At 65.2% G+C, this 16859-nt stretch carries 16 protein-coding genes and 1 pseudogene; 10 read left to right on the top strand and 7 right to left on the bottom strand.

What is annotated here, in order from left to right; translation table 11 throughout:
- Positions 1 to 60: 60 nt before the first annotated feature.
- Positions 61 to 452, bottom strand: a pseudogene (locus GSQ95_RS15635) (globin domain-containing protein).
- Between the two features lie 221 nt (positions 453 to 673).
- On the opposite strand from GSQ95_RS15635, the gene GSQ95_RS15630 reads away from it, so the two are divergent.
- Both GSQ95_RS15630 and GSQ95_RS15625 read left to right on the top strand, forming a co-directional pair.
- A complete protein-coding gene (locus GSQ95_RS15630) occupies positions 674 to 1366 on the top strand; it encodes a bacteriorhodopsin (protein ID WP_158896046.1) in 693 nt (230 codons plus the stop codon).
- Positions 1367 to 1368: 2 nt separating this feature from the next.
- The gene (locus GSQ95_RS15625; RefSeq protein WP_158896044.1) at positions 1369 to 2205 is read left to right on the top strand and encodes a Brp/Blh family beta-carotene 15,15'-dioxygenase; all 837 of its coding nucleotides are present in this window, start codon (positions 1369 to 1371) and stop codon (positions 2203 to 2205) included.
- Here GSQ95_RS15625 and GSQ95_RS15620 read toward each other — a convergent pair.
- Both GSQ95_RS15620 and proP read right to left on the bottom strand, forming a co-directional pair.
- Complete coding sequence (locus GSQ95_RS15620) at positions 2194 to 2673, bottom strand: Lrp/AsnC family transcriptional regulator (protein ID WP_064309082.1); 480 nt, start codon at positions 2671 to 2673, stop codon at positions 2194 to 2196. The genes GSQ95_RS15625 and GSQ95_RS15620 overlap by 12 nt on opposite strands.
- A gap of 477 nt (positions 2674 to 3150) precedes the next feature.
- Positions 3151 to 4602, bottom strand: a complete 1452-nt coding sequence (gene proP, locus GSQ95_RS15615) for a glycine betaine/L-proline transporter ProP (RefSeq protein WP_158896042.1) — start codon at positions 4600 to 4602, stop codon at positions 3151 to 3153.
- Positions 4603 to 4883: 281 nt separating this feature from the next.
- Here proP and GSQ95_RS15610 point away from each other — a divergent pair, with 281 nt between their 5' ends.
- On the top strand, positions 4884 to 5864 hold the full coding sequence (locus GSQ95_RS15610; protein WP_158896040.1) for a DUF6515 family protein: 981 nt from the start codon (positions 4884 to 4886) through the stop codon (positions 5862 to 5864).
- A 19-nt stretch (positions 5865 to 5883) separates the two neighbouring features.
- Here the strand turns inward: GSQ95_RS15610 and GSQ95_RS15605 are convergent, their stop codons facing one another.
- Positions 5884 to 6567 (bottom strand): class I SAM-dependent methyltransferase, encoded by a 684-nt coding sequence (locus GSQ95_RS15605; protein ID WP_158896038.1) that lies wholly within the window; start codon positions 6565 to 6567, stop codon positions 5884 to 5886.
- A gap of 743 nt (positions 6568 to 7310) precedes the next feature.
- On the opposite strand from GSQ95_RS15605, the gene GSQ95_RS15600 reads away from it, so the two are divergent.
- From GSQ95_RS15600 to GSQ95_RS15575, 6 genes are read left to right on the top strand one after another with little or no spacing between them, the layout of a single operon-like run.
- Positions 7311 to 7817 (top strand): GspH/FimT family pseudopilin, encoded by a 507-nt coding sequence (locus tag GSQ95_RS15600; RefSeq protein ID WP_158896055.1) that lies wholly within the window; start codon positions 7311 to 7313, stop codon positions 7815 to 7817.
- The gene (gene pilV / locus GSQ95_RS15595) at positions 7808 to 8413 is read left to right on the top strand and encodes a type IV pilus modification protein PilV (protein ID WP_158896036.1); all 606 of its coding nucleotides are present in this window, start codon (positions 7808 to 7810) and stop codon (positions 8411 to 8413) included. Before GSQ95_RS15600 ends, pilV begins: the two co-directional genes overlap by 10 nt.
- Positions 8410 to 9150, top strand: a complete 741-nt coding sequence (locus GSQ95_RS15590) for a PilW family protein (protein ID WP_158896034.1) — start codon at positions 8410 to 8412, stop codon at positions 9148 to 9150. Before pilV ends, GSQ95_RS15590 begins: the two co-directional genes overlap by 4 nt.
- Positions 9147 to 9737 (top strand): PilX N-terminal domain-containing pilus assembly protein, encoded by a 591-nt coding sequence (locus GSQ95_RS26865; RefSeq protein WP_158896032.1) that lies wholly within the window; start codon positions 9147 to 9149, stop codon positions 9735 to 9737. The genes GSQ95_RS15590 and GSQ95_RS26865 overlap by 4 nt, the downstream gene beginning before the upstream one ends.
- A complete protein-coding gene (locus GSQ95_RS15580; RefSeq protein ID WP_256664603.1) occupies positions 9734 to 13285 on the top strand; it encodes a pilus assembly protein in 3552 nt (1183 codons plus the stop codon). Before GSQ95_RS26865 ends, GSQ95_RS15580 begins: the two co-directional genes overlap by 4 nt.
- Positions 13286 to 13292: 7 nt before the next feature.
- Positions 13293 to 13745: a type IV pilin protein gene (locus GSQ95_RS15575; RefSeq protein WP_158896030.1), complete on the top strand. Its 453-nt coding sequence runs from the start codon at positions 13293 to 13295 to the stop codon at positions 13743 to 13745.
- On the opposite strand, the gene GSQ95_RS15570 is transcribed toward GSQ95_RS15575, so the two are convergent.
- Together GSQ95_RS15570 and GSQ95_RS26155 are read right to left on the bottom strand one after the other, a co-directional pair.
- Positions 13742 to 14581 carry a DUF6502 family protein gene (locus GSQ95_RS15570; RefSeq protein WP_158896028.1) on the bottom strand — a complete coding sequence of 280 codons (840 nt, stop codon included), beginning with the start codon at positions 14579 to 14581 and terminating at the stop codon, positions 13742 to 13744. The genes GSQ95_RS15575 and GSQ95_RS15570 overlap by 4 nt on opposite strands.
- A gap of 121 nt (positions 14582 to 14702) precedes the next feature.
- Positions 14703 to 14846 carry a hypothetical protein gene (locus tag GSQ95_RS26155; RefSeq protein ID WP_178118467.1) on the bottom strand — a complete coding sequence of 48 codons (144 nt, stop codon included), beginning with the start codon at positions 14844 to 14846 and terminating at the stop codon, positions 14703 to 14705.
- A gap of 177 nt (positions 14847 to 15023) precedes the next feature.
- Here GSQ95_RS26155 and GSQ95_RS15565 point away from each other — a divergent pair, with 177 nt between their 5' ends.
- On the top strand, positions 15024 to 16124 hold the full coding sequence (locus GSQ95_RS15565) for a catalase family protein (RefSeq protein ID WP_158896050.1): 1101 nt from the start codon (positions 15024 to 15026) through the stop codon (positions 16122 to 16124).
- Positions 16125 to 16132: 8 nt separating this feature from the next.
- On the opposite strand, the gene GSQ95_RS15560 is transcribed toward GSQ95_RS15565, so the two are convergent.
- Positions 16133 to 16765 carry a glutathione S-transferase family protein gene (locus GSQ95_RS15560; RefSeq protein ID WP_158896026.1) on the bottom strand — a complete coding sequence of 211 codons (633 nt, stop codon included), beginning with the start codon at positions 16763 to 16765 and terminating at the stop codon, positions 16133 to 16135.
- Positions 16766 to 16859: the final 94 nt, after the last annotated feature.

Genomic DNA, 16859 nt, shown 5'->3' with positions numbered 1-16859 from the left:
GGGGCGGTGCCTTGGGGTGTTGGGCTGAGCGCAGCGAAGCCCAACAGGGCCCAGGCCCGCTCAGTATTTGCTGCGCATCACCGCGATTCCCGCTTCCAGCACGCCCTGCCATTCCTGGCGCAGGCCGGGGGTGAACTCGGCGTCGTGCTGGGCCAGGGTGGCGAGCAGGCGGTCGACCCAGAGGTCGTAGAGCTCGGGGTCGATGTCCAGCCGGGCGCGGCAATGGCTTTCGCCGAGCTGGCGCAGTTTGGTGGTGGGCATGCCGCGGGCCACCAGGACCAGATTCATGATGCCGTGGCGCAGCCGCAGCTTCTGCGCGGCCCTGTCGGTATGGGCGAACTTCTCCCTTGCCAGGGGCAAGCTGGCCAGGAAGCGTTGATGGAAATCATCGAAGAAGGCGGGGCTGGCGCAGCAGCGTCATAGCTCAGCATCACGTTCTGGGCCGGCAGCATGCGGATTCCTGGGCGGGCATGAAGCGGCGCAGCCTGCCTCGGCCAGGGGTAGGACTTCCTGACCTGAATCAAGGGCCTACAGCAACTGGTCGCGAGCGATGAAACATTTTGAACCAAGTCTCGCGGCGACTTCTCTACCTTAAGCGCAGCGGTAGCCGACGAATCCCTACTCCAGAGGGGCTGGCCCGTTGATGCGCGCCTATTGTCCCCTGGAGAAACCCATGAGTCAGACCCCCCTGTTAATCGGCTTCGTCATCATGTCGCTCGCCTCCCTGGCGATCTATGCCAAGGGTGCGCATCGAGGTCCGTTGCGCGGTCATACCATGATCCACGCCGCCGTGCCCTTCATCGCCGCTACGGCCTATCTGGCCATGTACCTGGGGGTTGGCAATCTGATCAAGCCGGACGGCAGCATCACCTACGTCGCCCGCTACCTGGACTGGACCTTCACCACGCCGCTGTTGCTGGCCGGGGTGGTGAGCTCGGCCTTTCTCGGCGCGCGTGAGCAGGAGGGGCAAGGCGGCTTCGTGGCCTCCATCGTCACCCTGGACGTGGTGATGATCGTGACCGGTCTGGTGGCCTCCCTGGCCCCCTACGGCACCATCAAGTGGGTGTTCTTCGCCTGGTCCTGCGCGGCCTTCGTCGGCGTGCTCTATCTGCTGTGGAAACCGCTGGCGACGCTGGCTGGGGAACATGCCGCGATTGGCGCGGCCTATCGCAAGAACACCGGCTTTCTGACCGTGCTTTGGCTGATCTATCCGGTGGTCTTCGCCATTGGCCCGGAGGGCGTGTGGATGGTGAGCGATGCGGCGACCATCTGGATCATCCTGGTGCTCGATGTGCTGGCCAAGGTGGTCTATGCCTTCACCTCCGAGCGCAATCTGCGCGCGACCCTGGCGCGGACCGGCGTCTAAAGATGCAGGAGACCGGGCGAGGCTGGCCGGCGCTGGTGCTGACCGCCGGGCTCGCCAGCCTGGCGGGCGGGGCCGGGCAACTGGCCTACGCTCTGGCGGTAGGCCTGGGTCTGGGCCTGCTGCATGGGGCCAGCGATCTGCGCCTGGTGGCACCCGGGCGGCGCCTCGCCTTTCTCGGCTGCTATCTGGCGACAGCCCTGGCCTGTCTGCTCTGCTGGCAACTGGCAGGCGCGGCGGCACTGCTGCTGTTCCTGCTGCTCTCGGCCTGGCATTTCGCCCATGAAGACGAGCTGTTTCCCAAGCGGCTGACCTCGCTGGCCCTGGGGCTGTTCATCATTGGCGGTCCGGCGGTGGTGCACGAAGCCGCCGTCGCCCGGTTGCTGGGCCTGGCCATGGGATCGGCTGCCTCTCTGGCCCTTGCAGACTGGCTGGCCCGCGTACTCGCCCTGGGTGGGCTGCTGGCGCTGCCAGTGCTGTTGCTGGCCGCCTGGCAGCAGCGTTGCCCCAGGTTGGCGGTGACGCTGCTGGCCGTGGTGCTGGCACCGCCCCTGGTGGGGTTCGCCCTGGGCTTCTATCTGCTACACGCCGCACCTCAGACCGGGGTGCGCCAGCGGCTGCTGGGGGCGCCTACCTTCAAGGTCTACCTGCAACTGACCTGGCCGATCCTGCTGGGCGCGGTCCTTTTCACTCTGGCCGGTGGCCTGGTGTTCCTGCTGCAGGAGCGTACCGGCATCCGCGCCCTGTTCGCCGTGCTGGCTGCCTTCGCCGTGCCGCACATGCTGGTGCTGCCGCGTTTTCTCGAAGCCGGCGTCGAAGCCGCGCCGCGCTCAGGGCCGTAGGTGATTGAGCGGTAGTTCGGTACTGGCCAGGATCTGGTTGAGCACAAAACTCGACCGCACGCTGGAGACGCCCTCGATGCGCGTCAGGGTGCCCAGCAGCAACTGCTGGTAGTGCTCCATGTCGGGCACGACGACCTTGAGCTGATAGTCCGCATCCATGCCGGTGACCAGGCAGCACTCCAGCACCTCGGGGCACTGGGCGATGATCGCCTGGAAATTCTCGAAGCGCTCCGGAGTGTGCCTGTCCATGCCGATCAGCACGAAGGCGGTCAGCGACAGGCCAAGTTTCTTGCGATCCAGCAGGGCGACCTGGCGGGTGATGTAGCCGCTGTCTTCCAGTTGCTTGACCCGGCGCGAGCAGGGCGAGGGCGACAGGCCGATGCGTTCGGCCAGTTCCTGGTTGGAGAGGCGCGCATCGCGCTGCAGTTCTGCCAAGATTTTCAGATCGAAGCGATCGAGTTTGTCCATTTTGCATGCCTTGCGCTAGCCGATTGCGCTCAATCCTAGGTTTGTAGCCATGGATTGCGCAAGAAGCAGGAAAGAAGCTGCACAACGCAACCCGCTGCCGGCAGCAGGGGCGTAAGCTGAACTCAACTTCGATAGCCCGGTAGAGCTGTCCAACGAAGGCGCCCCAGGAGGGCCTTTCGCATCGTCAACGACGGTATCCCGTCCGCGACGCCCGGGCCCGCCCAGGTCACCATTCCTGGACGATCGCAGCCACCGTCACGAGCGGTGCGAGAGGACAACGAATTCAAGGGGAGGCCGCAAGGTCTCCCCTTTTCTTTTGGGCGGAAGCTTTGGCGTTTGGCTTACCCTCACCCCGGCCCTTTCCCAGGGGAGAAGTGGCGTTTGGGGGAGGTTGGGTGGGAAGAGCATCGCGGCCATGGGCCGCTCCTACAGCGGTGCATGCCTATAAGAGCGGACCGCCATGGCCGCGATTGAGGCTTACGCCTGCCCGGGCGGCTGCTTGTCCACGGTCAGGGGTGCGTCGCTGGCGAGGAATTCCTTGGCCTCCTCTTCGCTGGCCACCGAGGGCGGCGAGCCGCGCAGGGGCTGGCCGGCGGTTTCACGCACGGTGAGCATGGTAAGGATGCCGATCACCGCCGCGGCCATCATGTAGTAGGCCGGTACCAGGGGGTCACCGGTCTTTTCCACCAGCCAGGCGGTGACCAGCGGGGTGGTCCCGCCAAACAGCGACACCGAGATGTTGAAGGCGATGGACAGGGCGCTGTAGCGGATCGGGGTGTAGAACAGCGCCGGCAGGGTGGACGGCATGGTGCTGGTAAAGCAGGCCAGGGCCATGCCCAGGAGCATCAGGCCGAGGAAGATCAGCCAGTCGTGGCCGCTGCCGATCAGCTTGAGGCAGGGAATCGCCAGCACCAGGATCGCCAGGCAGGCACCGATGATCATCGGCTTGCGACCCAGGCGGTCGCTGAAGAAGCCACCGAGGATGTTGAGCGGCATCATCACCACCATGACGATGAGGATCAGCAGCAGGCCCTTGGTCTCGGCGTAGCCCATGGTCACGGCCAGGTAGCTGGGCATGTAGGTCAGCAGCATGTAGTCGGTGACGTTGAACACCAGCACCAGACCGATGCACTTGAGCAGGGCGACGCGATGCAGGGTGAACAGCTCGCGTAGGCTGTGCGCCGGGCCGTCCGCCGCCTTGCCTTCGTTGGCCTCGGTATGGGCCTTGAATGCCGGGGTCTCTTCCAGCTTGAGACGCATGTAGAGGCCGAGCAGGCCGAGCGGGCCGGCGATGAAGAAGGGCACGCGCCAGCCCCAGTCGAGCAACTGCTCCTGGGTCAGGGCCGCGGTGAGCGCCGTCACCGTTCCCGCGCCGGCGATATAGCCGGCCAGGGTGCCGAATTCCAGCCAGCTGCCCATGCGTCCGCGGGTCTTGTCGGTGGCGTATTCGGCGATGAAGGTCGCTGCCCCTCCGTATTCACCGCCGGTGGAGAAGCCCTGCACCACCCGCGCCAGCAGCAGCAGGGCGGGCGCCCAGAGGCCGATGCTCTGGTAGCTGGGGATGAGGCCGATGCTGAAGGTGCCCAGGGCCATCATGATCATGGTCAGGGCCAGCACCTTCTGGCGACCGTACTTGTCGCCTAAGGGGCCAAAGACCATGCCGCCGATGGGGCGGACCAGGAAGGCCACGGTAAAGGTGGCGAAGGTGGCGATCAGTTGGGCCGCGGCATCGCCGTCGGGAAAGAAGACCTTGCCGAGGGTCACGGCCAGGTAGCCATAGACGCCGAAATCGAACCACTCCATGGCATTGCCAAGGGCGGCGGCACCGACGGCGCGCTTGACCAGGGAATTGTCGACGATGGTGAGGTCGTCCGGTTTTACCTCATGGCGGCGTTTGAACCAGCCCACGTGATGATGGTGTTTCGACATATGTTTTCCTCCTTGCGTGGGGCCATAGACCCGAGCGGACCGCTAGAAGTGCGATGACAGAGGGGCAGAAACTTCCCCGCTACCCCCAGGGATCGACCCCGGGAATGCCCGAAGCCCGTGATGGTTGCAGGCGCGGGCGTTCGCTCCGTCCTTGCGGGCTAAGGGTCTCTCGGCGCCCTGCAGGGGCCGTTCGATGGCAGATCGGCGCGGGGCTAACGGCCAGGCTGGGGCAGGGTCCAAGCCTTGGGGTACTCTGGGTCATCCCCTCGTGGAGCCATGCGATGAAATCGCCTGCCGTGCTGTGTGCGCTTGTGCTTTCCGGTGTTTCCCTGTGGAGCGCCGGGCCCGCCTGGGCCGATAACAACTATCGCCTCGGCGGCGGCTATGTCACGCCCCCGGCGGGCGCCCAGCCGCCGCCGGTCATGCCCCCAGGCAATGCCGGGCGCTGGCAGGGCGGCGGTCAGGGTGACTGGAATGGCGGCCCGGCCGGGCGGGGTGACGGTCCCGGGCGCGGCAATGGTCCGGCCCTGGAGCGCTGGGAGCGCAACGCCCCCCCGCCACCGCGGCCGGGCTATCAGCGGGCCTGGCAGGATCGACCCGTCCCCGTGCCGCGTCCCGGCTACATGATGCCGGCGCCCGACCAACCGGGTCGGAACTATCCGCCGCCCCCGCCACCGCGTCCGGAGCGGGATCCGCACTGGGCCGGCCAGCGTCCGGGCTGGGGCGCCAATCCCCAGTGGCGACCGGGTTTCGAGGTGCCGGGCGTGCCGGCCGGCTTCACCCGCGTCTGGTACCGCGACAGCCAGTATTACTATGCCGACGGCTACTGGTATCGACCCCAGGGGCCGCGCTATGTGGTGACCCTGCCGCCGACCGGGGTGCGCGTCAGCGTCCTGCCGGCCTTTGCCGAGACCCTGTGGATGGGCGGCACCACCTACTACTTTGCTGCGGGCAGCTACTACCGCACCGATCCGGGCGGCGGCTTCGTCACCGTCGCCGATCCCAACGTGGCGGCCGTGCCGACCACGACGGCAGCGCCGGCAGGAACGAGTTACGACGCCTATGACGTCACCGCCTATCCCTTGCAGGGGCAGTCGCCGCAGCGCTACGCCACGGATCGCTACGACTGTCGGCGCTACGCCGCCGGAGAGTCGGGCTTCGATCCCGAACGCCCCGGTGCGGTCGCCGATCCCTACCTGACCCAGCGCTTCCGCCAGGCCTTGGCGGCCTGTCTGGCGGGGCGTGGCTATCGCGTGGAGTAGCCGTCGCCTGGCGTAGTGCTCAGTCGTTGGTCAGTTGCACCAGGGTGAACAGCCCGAAGGGCGGCACGCTGCTGCGACTGGCGCGGCGCAGGTCTTCGCGGGAGAGGATGGAGTCCATGGCGAAGTCCGGGTGCCAGCCAAGCTTGCGCGAGGCCGGCGCCAGGGCCTTTTCCGCCAGCAGCCGCAGGCCGCTCTCGGCCTGGAAGTGATTGACCAGCAGGAGCTGACCGCCCGGCTTCACCACCCGGCGCATCTCCTGCATCAGCTTGCGCGGATTGGGCACCACGGAGGCCACGAACATGGCCACGGCGATATCGAAGGAGCCGGTGGGCAGCCCGGTATCCTCGGCATTGGCTTCGAGCAGGGCGTCCACCGTGGCGATGGCGTCGCGGCTGACGCGCTCCCGGGCCTTGGCCAGCATGTCGGGCGAGAGATCGATGCCGGTGACGCGCTTGTCGGCGCTGTAGTGGGGCAGGGCCAGCCCCGTCCCTACCCCCACTTCCAGTACCCGGGTACCCGCCAGGGCGTTGACCGCCGCCACCGCGCGCTTGCGGCCCGGCGCGGAAACGCCGCCGAACACCCGGTCATAGACATTGGCCCAGCGCCGATAGGCGGAAATGATGGCGGCATTGTCCAGCGCGGAGTGCGGTGCGGAGCTGTCGGCAGTATTCAGCGAATAATCGATTTTCTTCGAGTCGTGCATAGCGGCCTTGTCATTGTCGGTAGATGAAAGCAGCGGTGTTACGAAGCGAATTCGGCGCGTCGTTTGAGGGTGATAAGTACGATCTATGGGTGGCTACAGGCGTTGCGCTATTTCGTCATGCGGATTGAAAGATGGCCTGGCGCCTGACTGTCCGCGGCCTGCAAGTCAGGCGTAGCGGCTGCTCCAGATAGGGTTGTTACCGTTTTAGAACAATCTCGCGGTGTTTGGCTAGTTATGTCTGGCGTTATCTCGCCTGGATGAGAAGTTGGTAATTTTAATTGTTTTTGATTGTTCGTTCTTTCAATTTAAATATTATTTTATTATTTGTGCGTTCAATTAATGGACTTGGCCAGTTACCCAGCGGCGCTCTTCCTGGGGCAGCTCCGGGTAGGAGAGAACGAGCACAACGCCGGGAGCGGCGGAAGGCGGGGAGGGTAGGGAAAGCCATGGTCAGCAGGCCGTGAGGTGCCTCCATTAAAAGTCTGACCTTTTCCAGGGCGTCAACCGATCAAGACCCGCGTTTCAGAGCATGCGAGCAAGCGACAGATGCTTAGATGGCAAATTGATAGGTAGCTTTATTTACGTTACGCAAAGGAATCCGCCACGCTGCCATCACTCGTTTCGCTCATCTCCGCGCCGTCCAGTCATCCCGCCAGGATGGCCGAATATCCCGCTATTGCTGATTTGCAGCCCGCTTGAGTGCAGCATCCTCGCCATTCCGTCACGCACAAGGCAGACCTGGCATGCAGAAGGCTGCGGGCTTCACTCTTACCGAATTGCTCATAGTCATGGCGCTGGTGGCGATTCTGGTCTCCATCGCAACACCCGGCTTCGGCGCCATGACGAGAACCAATCGCGTCCTCGTGGCCACGAATGAGCTGACTAATCTGCTCACCTATGCCCGGAGCGAGGCCTTGACCCGGGGGCTTAACGTCAGCGTCGAGGCCCCCGACGTCAACAACTGGTCCGGGGCGCTCAAGGTCACCACCGCCAGCAGTACAGTGACAGGTGGCGTGGAAATCCTGAGGACCTTCGAGGGCACCGGCCTGGCGCCCAACGGCCTCAGCAGCACCGGGACGGCCACGCGCCTGACCTTCAGGCCCAACGGCACCCTGGCGAGCGCCTTCACCATCCGGCTCTGCGCCAGCAACGACAGAAGCACTCCGGGCAAGCTCCTCACCGTCAGCCAGGGTGGCCATACCGAAGTGGCCGATTTCACACCGACGTCAGCGAGCAGCGGATGCAGTTGAGCCGCGAGTCTTCCCAGGCAGGCTTCAGCCTGATCGAGGTGCTGGTGAGCCTGGTGATCATCTGTATCGGCGTGCTGGGCCTGGTGGCGCTGCAGTCGCGCAGCCTGGTGCTTTCCCAGGATGCCATCCAGCGCAACAACGCCATCATGCTGGCGGGTGATCTGCTGGAGCTGATGCGCAGCAACGCCGGGGCTGCCCTGGACAGCAAGGGTCGGTTCAGCGCCGACAGCCCCTATGCCAAGCCGGTCGGTAAGGACTTCACCACCCGGGCCCTGGAGGCGGCCGATGGCTCCTGTGCCAGCCTCGCTCGGGGCCAGGGCGGCGAGACCATCGCCGGCAAGGATCTGACCTGCTGGCTGCAGCAGGTGCGGACGCTGCTGCCGGTCAGCGATGCCATCCTCAAGGCCAACTTCGCGGTATGCCCGACGCGCCAGCCGCCCCAGGTGGGCAGCGCCGCGCCCTATGCGGACCCCGATGCCTGCGTGTCACCCGATGCCTCCATGGTCATGATCGTCCTCGCCTGGCAGGACAATACCGGCAACAGCGCCGGCTGCAGTGGCGGCCTCTGCTTCTACACCCTGAGGGGCGAGTTATGAGGGCGCAGCGCGGCCTGTCCATCATCGAACTGATGGTGGCCCTGACCCTGAGCAGCTTTCTCATCCTGGCGGTGACCCAGCTGTACCTGAACAACAAGCGACACGCGCTGTTCCAGGAAGGCCAGGTCAACAACGAGGAAAACGGCCGGACCGCCCTGCTGCTGCTCGACCAGCAACTGGCGCGCGCGGGCTTCCGGGCCAATCCGACCCTGCAGACGACGCTGGAGACCGCCTTTGCCGCGCGTCCCGCTGCCAACGGCTGTCCGGCGATGAGCAGCGGCCAGGCCATCGCCCTGACCGACGACAAGACCGGGCTGTGCCTGCGCTACCAGGGCGAGACCAAGGGCAGGGACAGCGACTGCCTGGGCAATCCTATCGCCGAAGATGCCAACGGTAACGGCACCGAGGTGCTGACCCGTATCAGCTACGTCGCCGATCCCGCTGGCACCCTTGGCCGCGGTACCCTGCAATGCAGCGCCCAGGGCAGGCCGGCCCAGGTCATCGTCGCCGGCCTGGCGGATTTCGTCTGGTTCACGCTGCCCACCCCTAGCCAGCCGAGTCAGGCCGTGCGCTATGCCGCGCTGTTTTCCAGTCGCGCTGTACCCACCGAGGGTATGGCCAACGCCATGGCCGCCAACTGGAAGCCCCTCACCGGGCGCGAACTGCCCGCGGGCGCCAGCACTCAGGTGCTGCAGATCGTCCAGGGCAGCGTCACCTTGCGGAATCTGATGCCATGACGTCCCGTTCACCCCGGAACCAGGGGGGCGCGGTGCTGCTGATCGCCCTGGTCATGCTCCTGCTGCTTACCCTGCTGGCCGTCACCAGCATGCGCGAGACCACCTTGCAGAACCGGGTGGGTGGCAACGTCTCCGAACAGAAACGCGCCTACAACGCCGCCGAATCGGCGCTGCGCGAAGCCGAACGGCGGCTCAGCAGCCTGCGGGGGACCCTGGCCTTCGGCAATGCCAGCGGCGGCTTCGACTCCTGCACGACCAGTGCGAATGCTCTGGCGGCCACTGTCGAGAATCTGTGCATCCTCAGCGACAGCAAGGATCTGGACACCCAGGCCAAGGTCCAGGCCTGGGCCAAGGTCGCCCTGAAGACCCTGGACCCGGTACCAGCGGAAAACTCCGTGGGTTATCGCGGTTTCGACGGCCAATCCCGCTATCGCCTGGCGCCGCGCTGGGTGATCACTGCGATAGGCAGCTCCAGCAGCGAGCTCTACGACAGCACCTACTACTACCGCGTCACCGCCGTTGCACGCAGCGGTGGCGCACGCTTCCCGGTCATTCTGCAAAGCATCGTCAAGCTGGAGGTGCCATGAACCTTTCATCCCGTCTGGCGCTGCTAACCACGCTGCTTGCTTCCCTCAGCGCCAGCGCCAGCAACTTGAACATCAGCCAGCAACCGCTGTTCCTGAGTACCGGCGTCGACCCCAATATCATCGTCACGCTGGACAACTCCAACAGCATGAAGTGGGGCTTTATTCCGGACTCATTGGGCTACAGCGCCAATGGCCTGCGCACCACGCGGCGGGTCAAGTCGGCCGCCTTCAATGCGCTCTACTACAACCCGGCGGTGAGCTATGCCGTGCCGAAGAGGGTCACCTTCAGCAATGGGGTTCTGACGACCTCGGACTATCCGGTCAGCAGCGGCACCGGCTTCGATTTCACCCGGGTATACGTGAACGGCTTCCGACCTGGGGCCGGCACCGTGGATCTGAGCCGGGACTATCGCGTCGCCTGGGAGTACGACACCGCTCGTGGCCAGGATACTAACTACAACGCCGGGACCAATTACGGTGGAAACACTGGGGTCATCTATTACCTGGCGGAAAATCCTCAAGCGGACTTCTATGATCGGCGGAACGATAGAACCGAGACCGGGGTGCCTGCCTATTATTATCGGTTCAACAGCGACAATCCGAATTGCAGGACCTGGGACGATAGCTGTTACGCCTTGGTGAATCCCACTTCCGCGGCGGATCGGCAGAACTTCGCCATCTGGTATGCCTTCTATCGCAATCGCGCCCTGAGCATGCAGTCGTCGGCCAATCTGGCCTTTTCGCAATTTTCCAGCTCGGTGCGGCTGACCTGGCAGGACCTGAGCAACTGTACCACCCTGAACTCCGGCACCGACTGTGAAGGAATCAGCTACCGCGGCAGCAATCAGCTGCGCACCTTCGACGGCCAGGCGCGGGCCAATTTCTTCCGGTGGCTGGGCGATATCAACTTCAATACCGGCACGCCGCTGCGCAGTGCCCTGGATCGTGCCGGGCGTTTCCTGCAGAGCAGCGGCAAGGACGCGCCCTACGCCAAGGACCCCGGGGTGACCCAGAGTCCCGAATACGCCTGCCGCCCGAGTTATCAGATCATGATGACCGATGGTAAGTGGAACTCGGACACCATCGGCGCCGGTAACGTGGATGGCAGTGGGCAGACGCTCCCGGACGGCACCAGGTACTCGCCGCGGGCGCCTTTCACCGACAGCGCGAGCAACACCCTGGCCGACCTGGCGTTCAAGTACTGGGCGACCGATGCCCAGCCAGGCATCCCTAACCAGCTTTCGCCCTATGTCCGCGACGCCAGCAGCAACACCGATACCCAGTACTGGAATCCCAAGAACGATTCGGCGACCTGGCAGCATCTGGTCACCTATACCGTCGGCTTCGGCCTGAGTTCATCACTGACCAATCCGGCCTGGGGCGGCAGCACCTTCGCCGGCGGTTACAGCCCCACCATGAGCTGGCCCGCCGCCAGCAGCGACAGCGACAACAACGTCTATGACCTCTGGCACGCGGCGATCAACTCGCGCGGCGACTTCTTCAGCGCCGACGATGCCAATGGCCTGGTCGACTCCCTGAATCAGGTGGTCAATCGTATCGCCCAGACCAATACGTCCAGTGCCGGCCAGGCCTCCTCGCCGCTGCTGGACAGTACCCAGAGCTCCAACTACAGCTATGTACCCAGTTTCTCCAGCAGCGACTGGAGCGGCGACCTTGCCAAGTACCTACGGACCTCGACGAGCACCACCAAGGTCTGGAGTGCCCAGAGTCGTCTGGATACGACCTATGGCGCGGGCAGCTTTGCCGCGCGCAAGGTGTACATGAACGTGGGCGGGGTGCGTCAGCCATTTATCTGGAGCAATCTGAGCGACGACCAGAAGGTGACACTGAACCGCAACTCCAACGGTACCCGCGACAGCTATGGCGAGGCCCGGGTCAATTACCTGCGTGGCGATCGCAGCAAGGAAAGCCAGACGGCCACGCCGGCCCTGCGCATCCGCAACCATCTGCTCGGCGACATCATCGATTCCACACCGGCGCTGGTCAGTGCACCCAGCAGTCCTGCTGCCAGGATGAATGCGCTCGGCGCTGCCGGCAGCTACAGCGCCTTCCAGCAGAAATGGGCGAAGCGAGCCACGCGGATCTACGTCGGTGCCAACGACGGCATGCTGCACGCCTTCGACGACAACGGCGACGAGGCCTTTGCCTTCGTCCCCAGTGCGGTCATCCCCAATCTCTACAAGCTTACTGATCCGAGTTATACCAGCAGTACCCATCAGTTCTATGTCGATGGCGCGCCAGTGGTGCAGGATGTCTACGACGGAGAATGGCACACCGTACTGATCGGTACCCTCCGTGGCGGTGGCAGGGCAGTGTTCGCCCTCGACATTACCGATCCCAATGATCCCAAGGTACTTTGGGAGCGCAGCGCCAATGATGCGGATTTCGGCGAGTTGGGCCTGACCTACAGCCAGCCGGTAGTTGCCCGGCTGCATACCGGCAGCTGGGCAGTGCTACTGGCCAATGGCTACAACGGCGCCAACGACAAGGCGGTGCTCTATGCGCTGGATGTGATGACCGGCAAGCGCCTCGCCGCGCTCACGCCCGAGCCCAAGGACGGTCTGACCACCCCCAATGGTCTGGCTGCGCCGACGGTGGCCGATGTCGATGGTGATCTGATCGCCGACTACGTTTACGCGGGCGACCTGCATGGCAACCTCTGGCGCTTCGACCTGATCGGCAGCGAGCTCAAGGCCAATGCCAGCGCGAGCGCCTTCAAGGTCGCCTTTGGCGGTGCGCCCCTGTATCGCGCCCGGGCGTCCCGCTACACCATCGGCGACGCCAACCAGGTCCAGGCCATCACCGCGGCGCCGCGCCTGCTGCGGCATCCCTCGGGGATCGGCCATCTGCTGCTCTTTGGCACCGGCAAGTACCTGGAGACCGGCGATGCCACCGCCGTCACCGGCAAGGCCATGAGCCTGTATGGCATCTGGGATCGCCAGACCGCAGGCAAGGCCGCCGACAGCACCCCGACCCTGACCACGGCCAATCTGCAGGTGCAGACCCTGGGCAGTGACACTCAACTCACCTATACCAGTACGGCCCAGGTTTCGATCACCACGACGGCCAATACCCTGAGCACCAACGCAGTGGACTGGTATGGCGACAGCAACAGGACCGGCAAGTACGGCTGGTACCTCAATCTGCCGTCGACGGGGGAGATGATCGTCACCAAGCCGCTCTACCTGGCCGATACCCTGCTCGCCGCGGCCCTGGTGCCCAATGACAATCCTTGCGATTCGGGCGCCGTTACCTATCTTTATGCAGTGGATCCCTACACGGGTGGCGGGACCGATCACCTGCAACTGGGCAGCCAGCTCCGCTACGCCCGTCTGCAGATGGCCGGACTGCTCAGCGGACTGAACGCCTTCGTGTATGGCGATGGTCCTATCAGTGTGGGCGGTACCCTCCTGCCGGGCAGCAACGATGGGTCACAAGGAGGTGGTGGCGTTGGAAGCGTGCCGTTAGCCAAGCCATCCGAACGCCAGACCTGGCGCACCTTCTCCAATCAGAATCCCGATCCCTGAGGTAGCGATGCGAGCACGAGGCTTTACCCTGATCGAGCTGATGATCGTCGTGGCGATCGTCGGCATCCTGGCGGCCATCGCCTATCCGAGTTATCAGAACTACGTACTGCGCTCCAACCGCAGCGAGGGCCAGGCCCTGCTCAACGAGGCGGCAGCGCGGATGGAGCGTTTCTATGCGCAGAACAATGCCTATCCGACCAGCGTGGCCAATCTGAACATCGTCAACAACAGAACGCCGGCGGGCAGCCAGACGGTGACCTCGACCAGCGGCTACTACCAGTTGAGTGCCGCCATCTATGCCGCCAACAGCGCGGACTACGCCAGCAATGGTCCCTATCTGCTGACCGCTACCCGCAGTGGTACCCAGACCCGCGACACGGTGTGTGGCGATCTCACCCTCAATGCCCAGGGCGTGAAAGGGATCAAGGGTTCCGGCAATGCCGCCGACTGCTGGCGCTAATCCTCCCGTCCCTGCACCAGGCCGGCATCACGGTCCTGTTCCACGCGATAGCCGCCAAAGCCCAGGGTGACCCTCTGGGTGGCGTCGGGCTTGCCGGCGTCGCGGGCTTCGTGTTCGACCACCAGGCGGTTGAGGCGGTTGAGCAGGTGCATGGATTCGTCGTAGGCGGTGCGATAGAGACTCAGGGTCGAGTCCTGGGTCAGGTTGTGGCCGTAGACCACGTGAAAGGTGAAGTCCGGCGCGGCGCGGTCCTGCAGGTAGAGGCGCTCGAAGCCGGCCAGCAGGTCGCCGGTGAAGTGGGCCAGCAGCCGCCCTGCGCCTTCCTGGCTCTCGGTGCCGCGCAGCAGCGAGCGGGGCGTGAGCACCACGCGGTCTTCCTCGTCGAGGCGGGCGTACCCCTTGCGCAGCCATTCATCCAGCACGGTGCGGGCGCGGACGTCGCTGCCGACGCTGGCGACCAGGGCGTCGAAACTCTGTTCGCCGCCGCGGCGCTGGGTGCGGGGGAGGGGGCGCAGGTTGCCCTCGGCATCGAGCAGATCCAGCCGCGAGGTCCAGGCGCTGAGCACCTGCCATTCCAGGCTGGGCGTGCAGGGGGGGCGTTCCGGGCTGGCCTCGCGCAGGGCGCGGACCTCGCGGCGCGGCAGGCCGGTCAGTACCGAGATGCGGCTGTCGGAATTGGGCTTGTCGCGCAGCGGTTCGAAATCCTGGGCGACCTCGAAGTAGGTCTGGCGCAGCAGGCGATCGAAAGTCTGGTAGGTGACGCCGGAGGCGATGGCGATACGCACCAGCCGACCGATCAGGCTGCGCAGAAGCAGGGGAACCTTGGTGGAAAGCATGGGGGACTCGACGCGGTAGACGCCCGCCCATCTTCGCGGGGCCTCGGGTCCCCGTCAAACCGGCCGGTCACAAAGTGTCGCGGACGCCGCTCAGGCTGTCGTCCGCGGCTCAGGGCGCCGGTTAGCCAGGGGTGCCCGATTCGGTCGCGCCGGCCACGTCCAGATCGTCCGGAAACTCTTCCGGCTCCATGTCCGCATAGGGCAGTTCTTCAGGCGGCGGGGTGTTGCTGGGGTTGTCGTAGGTCTTCTGGTCGGCGTCGCTCATGGTGGCTCTCCGGGGTTAGTGTGAAGATATCGAACCCCTCTGGGCGGGGCCGTTCCCGAGCAGCTGTCGACAGCGACCTCGTGTCGGCCAGGTGGCCAGGGAACGAACGTCGTTAGCGCGATAGCGGTCTATTGGCTGACCGTCTCCTTCGAATGACGGCGCCCGAGGATTCCCATGATGACCACGCCTACCGCTGTCCATCCGTTGCCGTTCCAGCCCGCCTTCGAACAGGTGCCGGATGATGAAGCCGACACCGTTCGCGAGATGGTGGCGGCCATGAGAGACATCACCGAGACCACCTACGCCAATGGTGGCCATGCCATCCGCAGCGTGCATGCCAAGAGTCATGGTCTGCTCACCGGCCAGGTGCGGGTGCTGGACGGCCTGCCGCCGGCCTATGCCCAGGGCGCCTTTGCCGTACCGGGCAGCTATGCCGCGGTGCTCAGATTCTCGACCAATCCGGGCGATATCCTGGCCGATAGCGTCTCCACCCCGCGGGGCCTGGCGCTCAAGCTGATCGACGTGCCGGGCGAGCGCCTGCCCGGTAGCGAAGGGCAGGTGACCCAGGATTTCGTCATGCAGAACGCCCCGGCCTTTACCGCGCCGGATCCCAAGACCTTTCTCAAGACGCTCAAGCTGCTGGCCAAGACCACCGACCGCGGCGAGGGCCTGAAGAAGATGGCCTCGGCGGTGCTGCGGGGTACCGAGAAGGTGGTGGAAGCCCTTGGCGGCGAGAGTCCGACGCTGAAGAGCCTGGGGGGCCACCCGGAGACCCATCCGCTCGGCGAAACCTTCTACACCATGGTGCCCTTTCTCTATGGTCCCTATTTCGCCAAGCTCAGCGTGGTCCCGGTGGCGCCGGAGCTGACCGCCCTGACCGATGCCCCGGTCGAGGTCAACGGCAAGCCCGACGGCCTGCGCGAGGCGGTCAATGCCCATTTCGTCCGGCACGGCGGCGTCTGGGAGATCCGCGTGCAGCTGGGCGTCGATATCGAGCAGACGCCCATCGAGGATGCCTCGGTGGTGTGGCCGGAAGATCTCAGTCCCTATGTGACCGTGGCGCGCCTGGAGGTCCAGCCGCAACCGGCCTGGAACGAGGCGCGCTCGCGCGAGGTGGACGACGGCATGGTGTTCAGCCCCTGGCACGGTCTGGCCGCGCATCGCCCGCTGGGCGGCATCATGAGGTCGCGGCAGCCAGCCTACGAGATGTCGTCGCAGTTCCGCAGCGAACGCAACGGCTGCCCGTTGCACCATCCGCGTGGACCGGTGGAGCTGTAGCCGCGGTACTAGTTGAGGGTGGCGAGCTCGGCGTCGTCGAGTTCGCGGGCGCGTACCGCGGCCGGACGGCTTACCAGCCCGGCGACATAGCGCTCGAAGTGCGGACGTTTCTCGACGGTGCCAAAGGCCATGCCCCAGGCGAGGTGGGCGCCGACATAGAAATCGGCGGCGGTGAAGCGGTCGTCCACCAGGTATTCACCTGGGGCCAGGGCGGCGTCGAGGGTGTCGAGCACCTCGGCAAGGCTGCCATAGCCCACCGCGCCGCGCTTCTGCGGGTCCTCGGGCGGGACGACGCCCAGCGCCTGGTTGGTGGTGGCGGCTTCCAGCGGACCGGCGGCGAAGAACAGCCAGCGGTAGTAGGCACCGCGCGCCGGATTGCTCAGCGGTGGCGCGAGCCCCGCGGCGGGAAAGGCGTCGGCGAGATAGGCGCAGATGGCGGCGGTCTCGGTCACCACGGCGGCGCCATGGCGCAGCGCCGGCACCTTGCCCATGGGATTGATGGCGCGATAGGCCGGGGATTTCATCGCCGGCCCGTAGTCGACCCGCTGCACCTCGTAGGGTTGTCCGAGCTCCTCCAGCAGCCAGCGCACGATGCGTCCGCGCGACATGGGGTGGGTATAGAGCACAGGCCGGTCGAACATGGTGAAGCTTCCTTGAGTTGTCGTACCCCTTAGCATAGGTAGCCCCTCATCCAGCGTCCATTCACCGGAGCCTGGGTACCCTTCTGCTAAACTG

Source organism: Pseudomonas sp. BAV 4579 (assembly GCF_009765395.1).
GTDB classification, from domain to species: Bacteria; Pseudomonadota; Gammaproteobacteria; order Pseudomonadales; family Pseudomonadaceae; genus Chryseomonas; species Chryseomonas aestiva.
This window is presented reverse-complemented; position numbering and strand designations above follow the sequence as displayed.

Bases quoted from the DNA above. Each gene is read 5' to 3' on its own strand.
- GSQ95_RS15570 (WP_158896028.1), bottom strand. From the start codon at position 14,581: ATGCTTTCCACCAAGGTTCCCCTGCTTCTGCGCAGCCTGATCGGTCGG.
- GSQ95_RS26865 (WP_158896032.1), top strand. From the start codon at position 9,147: ATGACGTCCCGTTCACCCCGGAACCAGGGGGGCGCGGTGCTGCTGATC.
- GSQ95_RS15610 (WP_158896040.1), top strand. From the start codon at position 4,884: ATGAAATCGCCTGCCGTGCTGTGTGCGCTTGTGCTTTCCGGTGTTTCC.
- GSQ95_RS15620 (WP_064309082.1), bottom strand. From the start codon at position 2,673: ATGGACAAACTCGATCGCTTCGATCTGAAAATCTTGGCAGAACTGCAG.
- pilV (WP_158896036.1), top strand. From the start codon at position 7,808: ATGCAGTTGAGCCGCGAGTCTTCCCAGGCAGGCTTCAGCCTGATCGAG.
- GSQ95_RS15560 (WP_158896026.1), bottom strand. From the start codon at position 16,765: ATGTTCGACCGGCCTGTGCTCTATACCCACCCCATGTCGCGCGGACGC.
- GSQ95_RS15625 (WP_158896044.1), top strand. From the start codon at position 1,369: ATGCAGGAGACCGGGCGAGGCTGGCCGGCGCTGGTGCTGACCGCCGGG.
- GSQ95_RS15630 (WP_158896046.1), top strand. From the start codon at position 674: ATGAGTCAGACCCCCCTGTTAATCGGCTTCGTCATCATGTCGCTCGCC.
- proP (WP_158896042.1), bottom strand. From the start codon at position 4,602: ATGTCGAAACACCATCATCACGTGGGCTGGTTCAAACGCCGCCATGAG.
- GSQ95_RS15600 (WP_158896055.1), top strand. From the start codon at position 7,311: ATGCAGAAGGCTGCGGGCTTCACTCTTACCGAATTGCTCATAGTCATG.
- GSQ95_RS15575 (WP_158896030.1), top strand. From the start codon at position 13,293: ATGCGAGCACGAGGCTTTACCCTGATCGAGCTGATGATCGTCGTGGCG.
- GSQ95_RS26155 (WP_178118467.1), bottom strand. From the start codon at position 14,846: ATGAGCGACGCCGACCAGAAGACCTACGACAACCCCAGCAACACCCCG.
- GSQ95_RS15605 (WP_158896038.1), bottom strand. From the start codon at position 6,567: ATGCACGACTCGAAGAAAATCGATTATTCGCTGAATACTGCCGACAGC.
- GSQ95_RS15590 (WP_158896034.1), top strand. From the start codon at position 8,410: ATGAGGGCGCAGCGCGGCCTGTCCATCATCGAACTGATGGTGGCCCTG.
- GSQ95_RS15580 (WP_256664603.1), top strand. From the start codon at position 9,734: ATGAACCTTTCATCCCGTCTGGCGCTGCTAACCACGCTGCTTGCTTCC.
- GSQ95_RS15565 (WP_158896050.1), top strand. From the start codon at position 15,024: ATGACCACGCCTACCGCTGTCCATCCGTTGCCGTTCCAGCCCGCCTTC.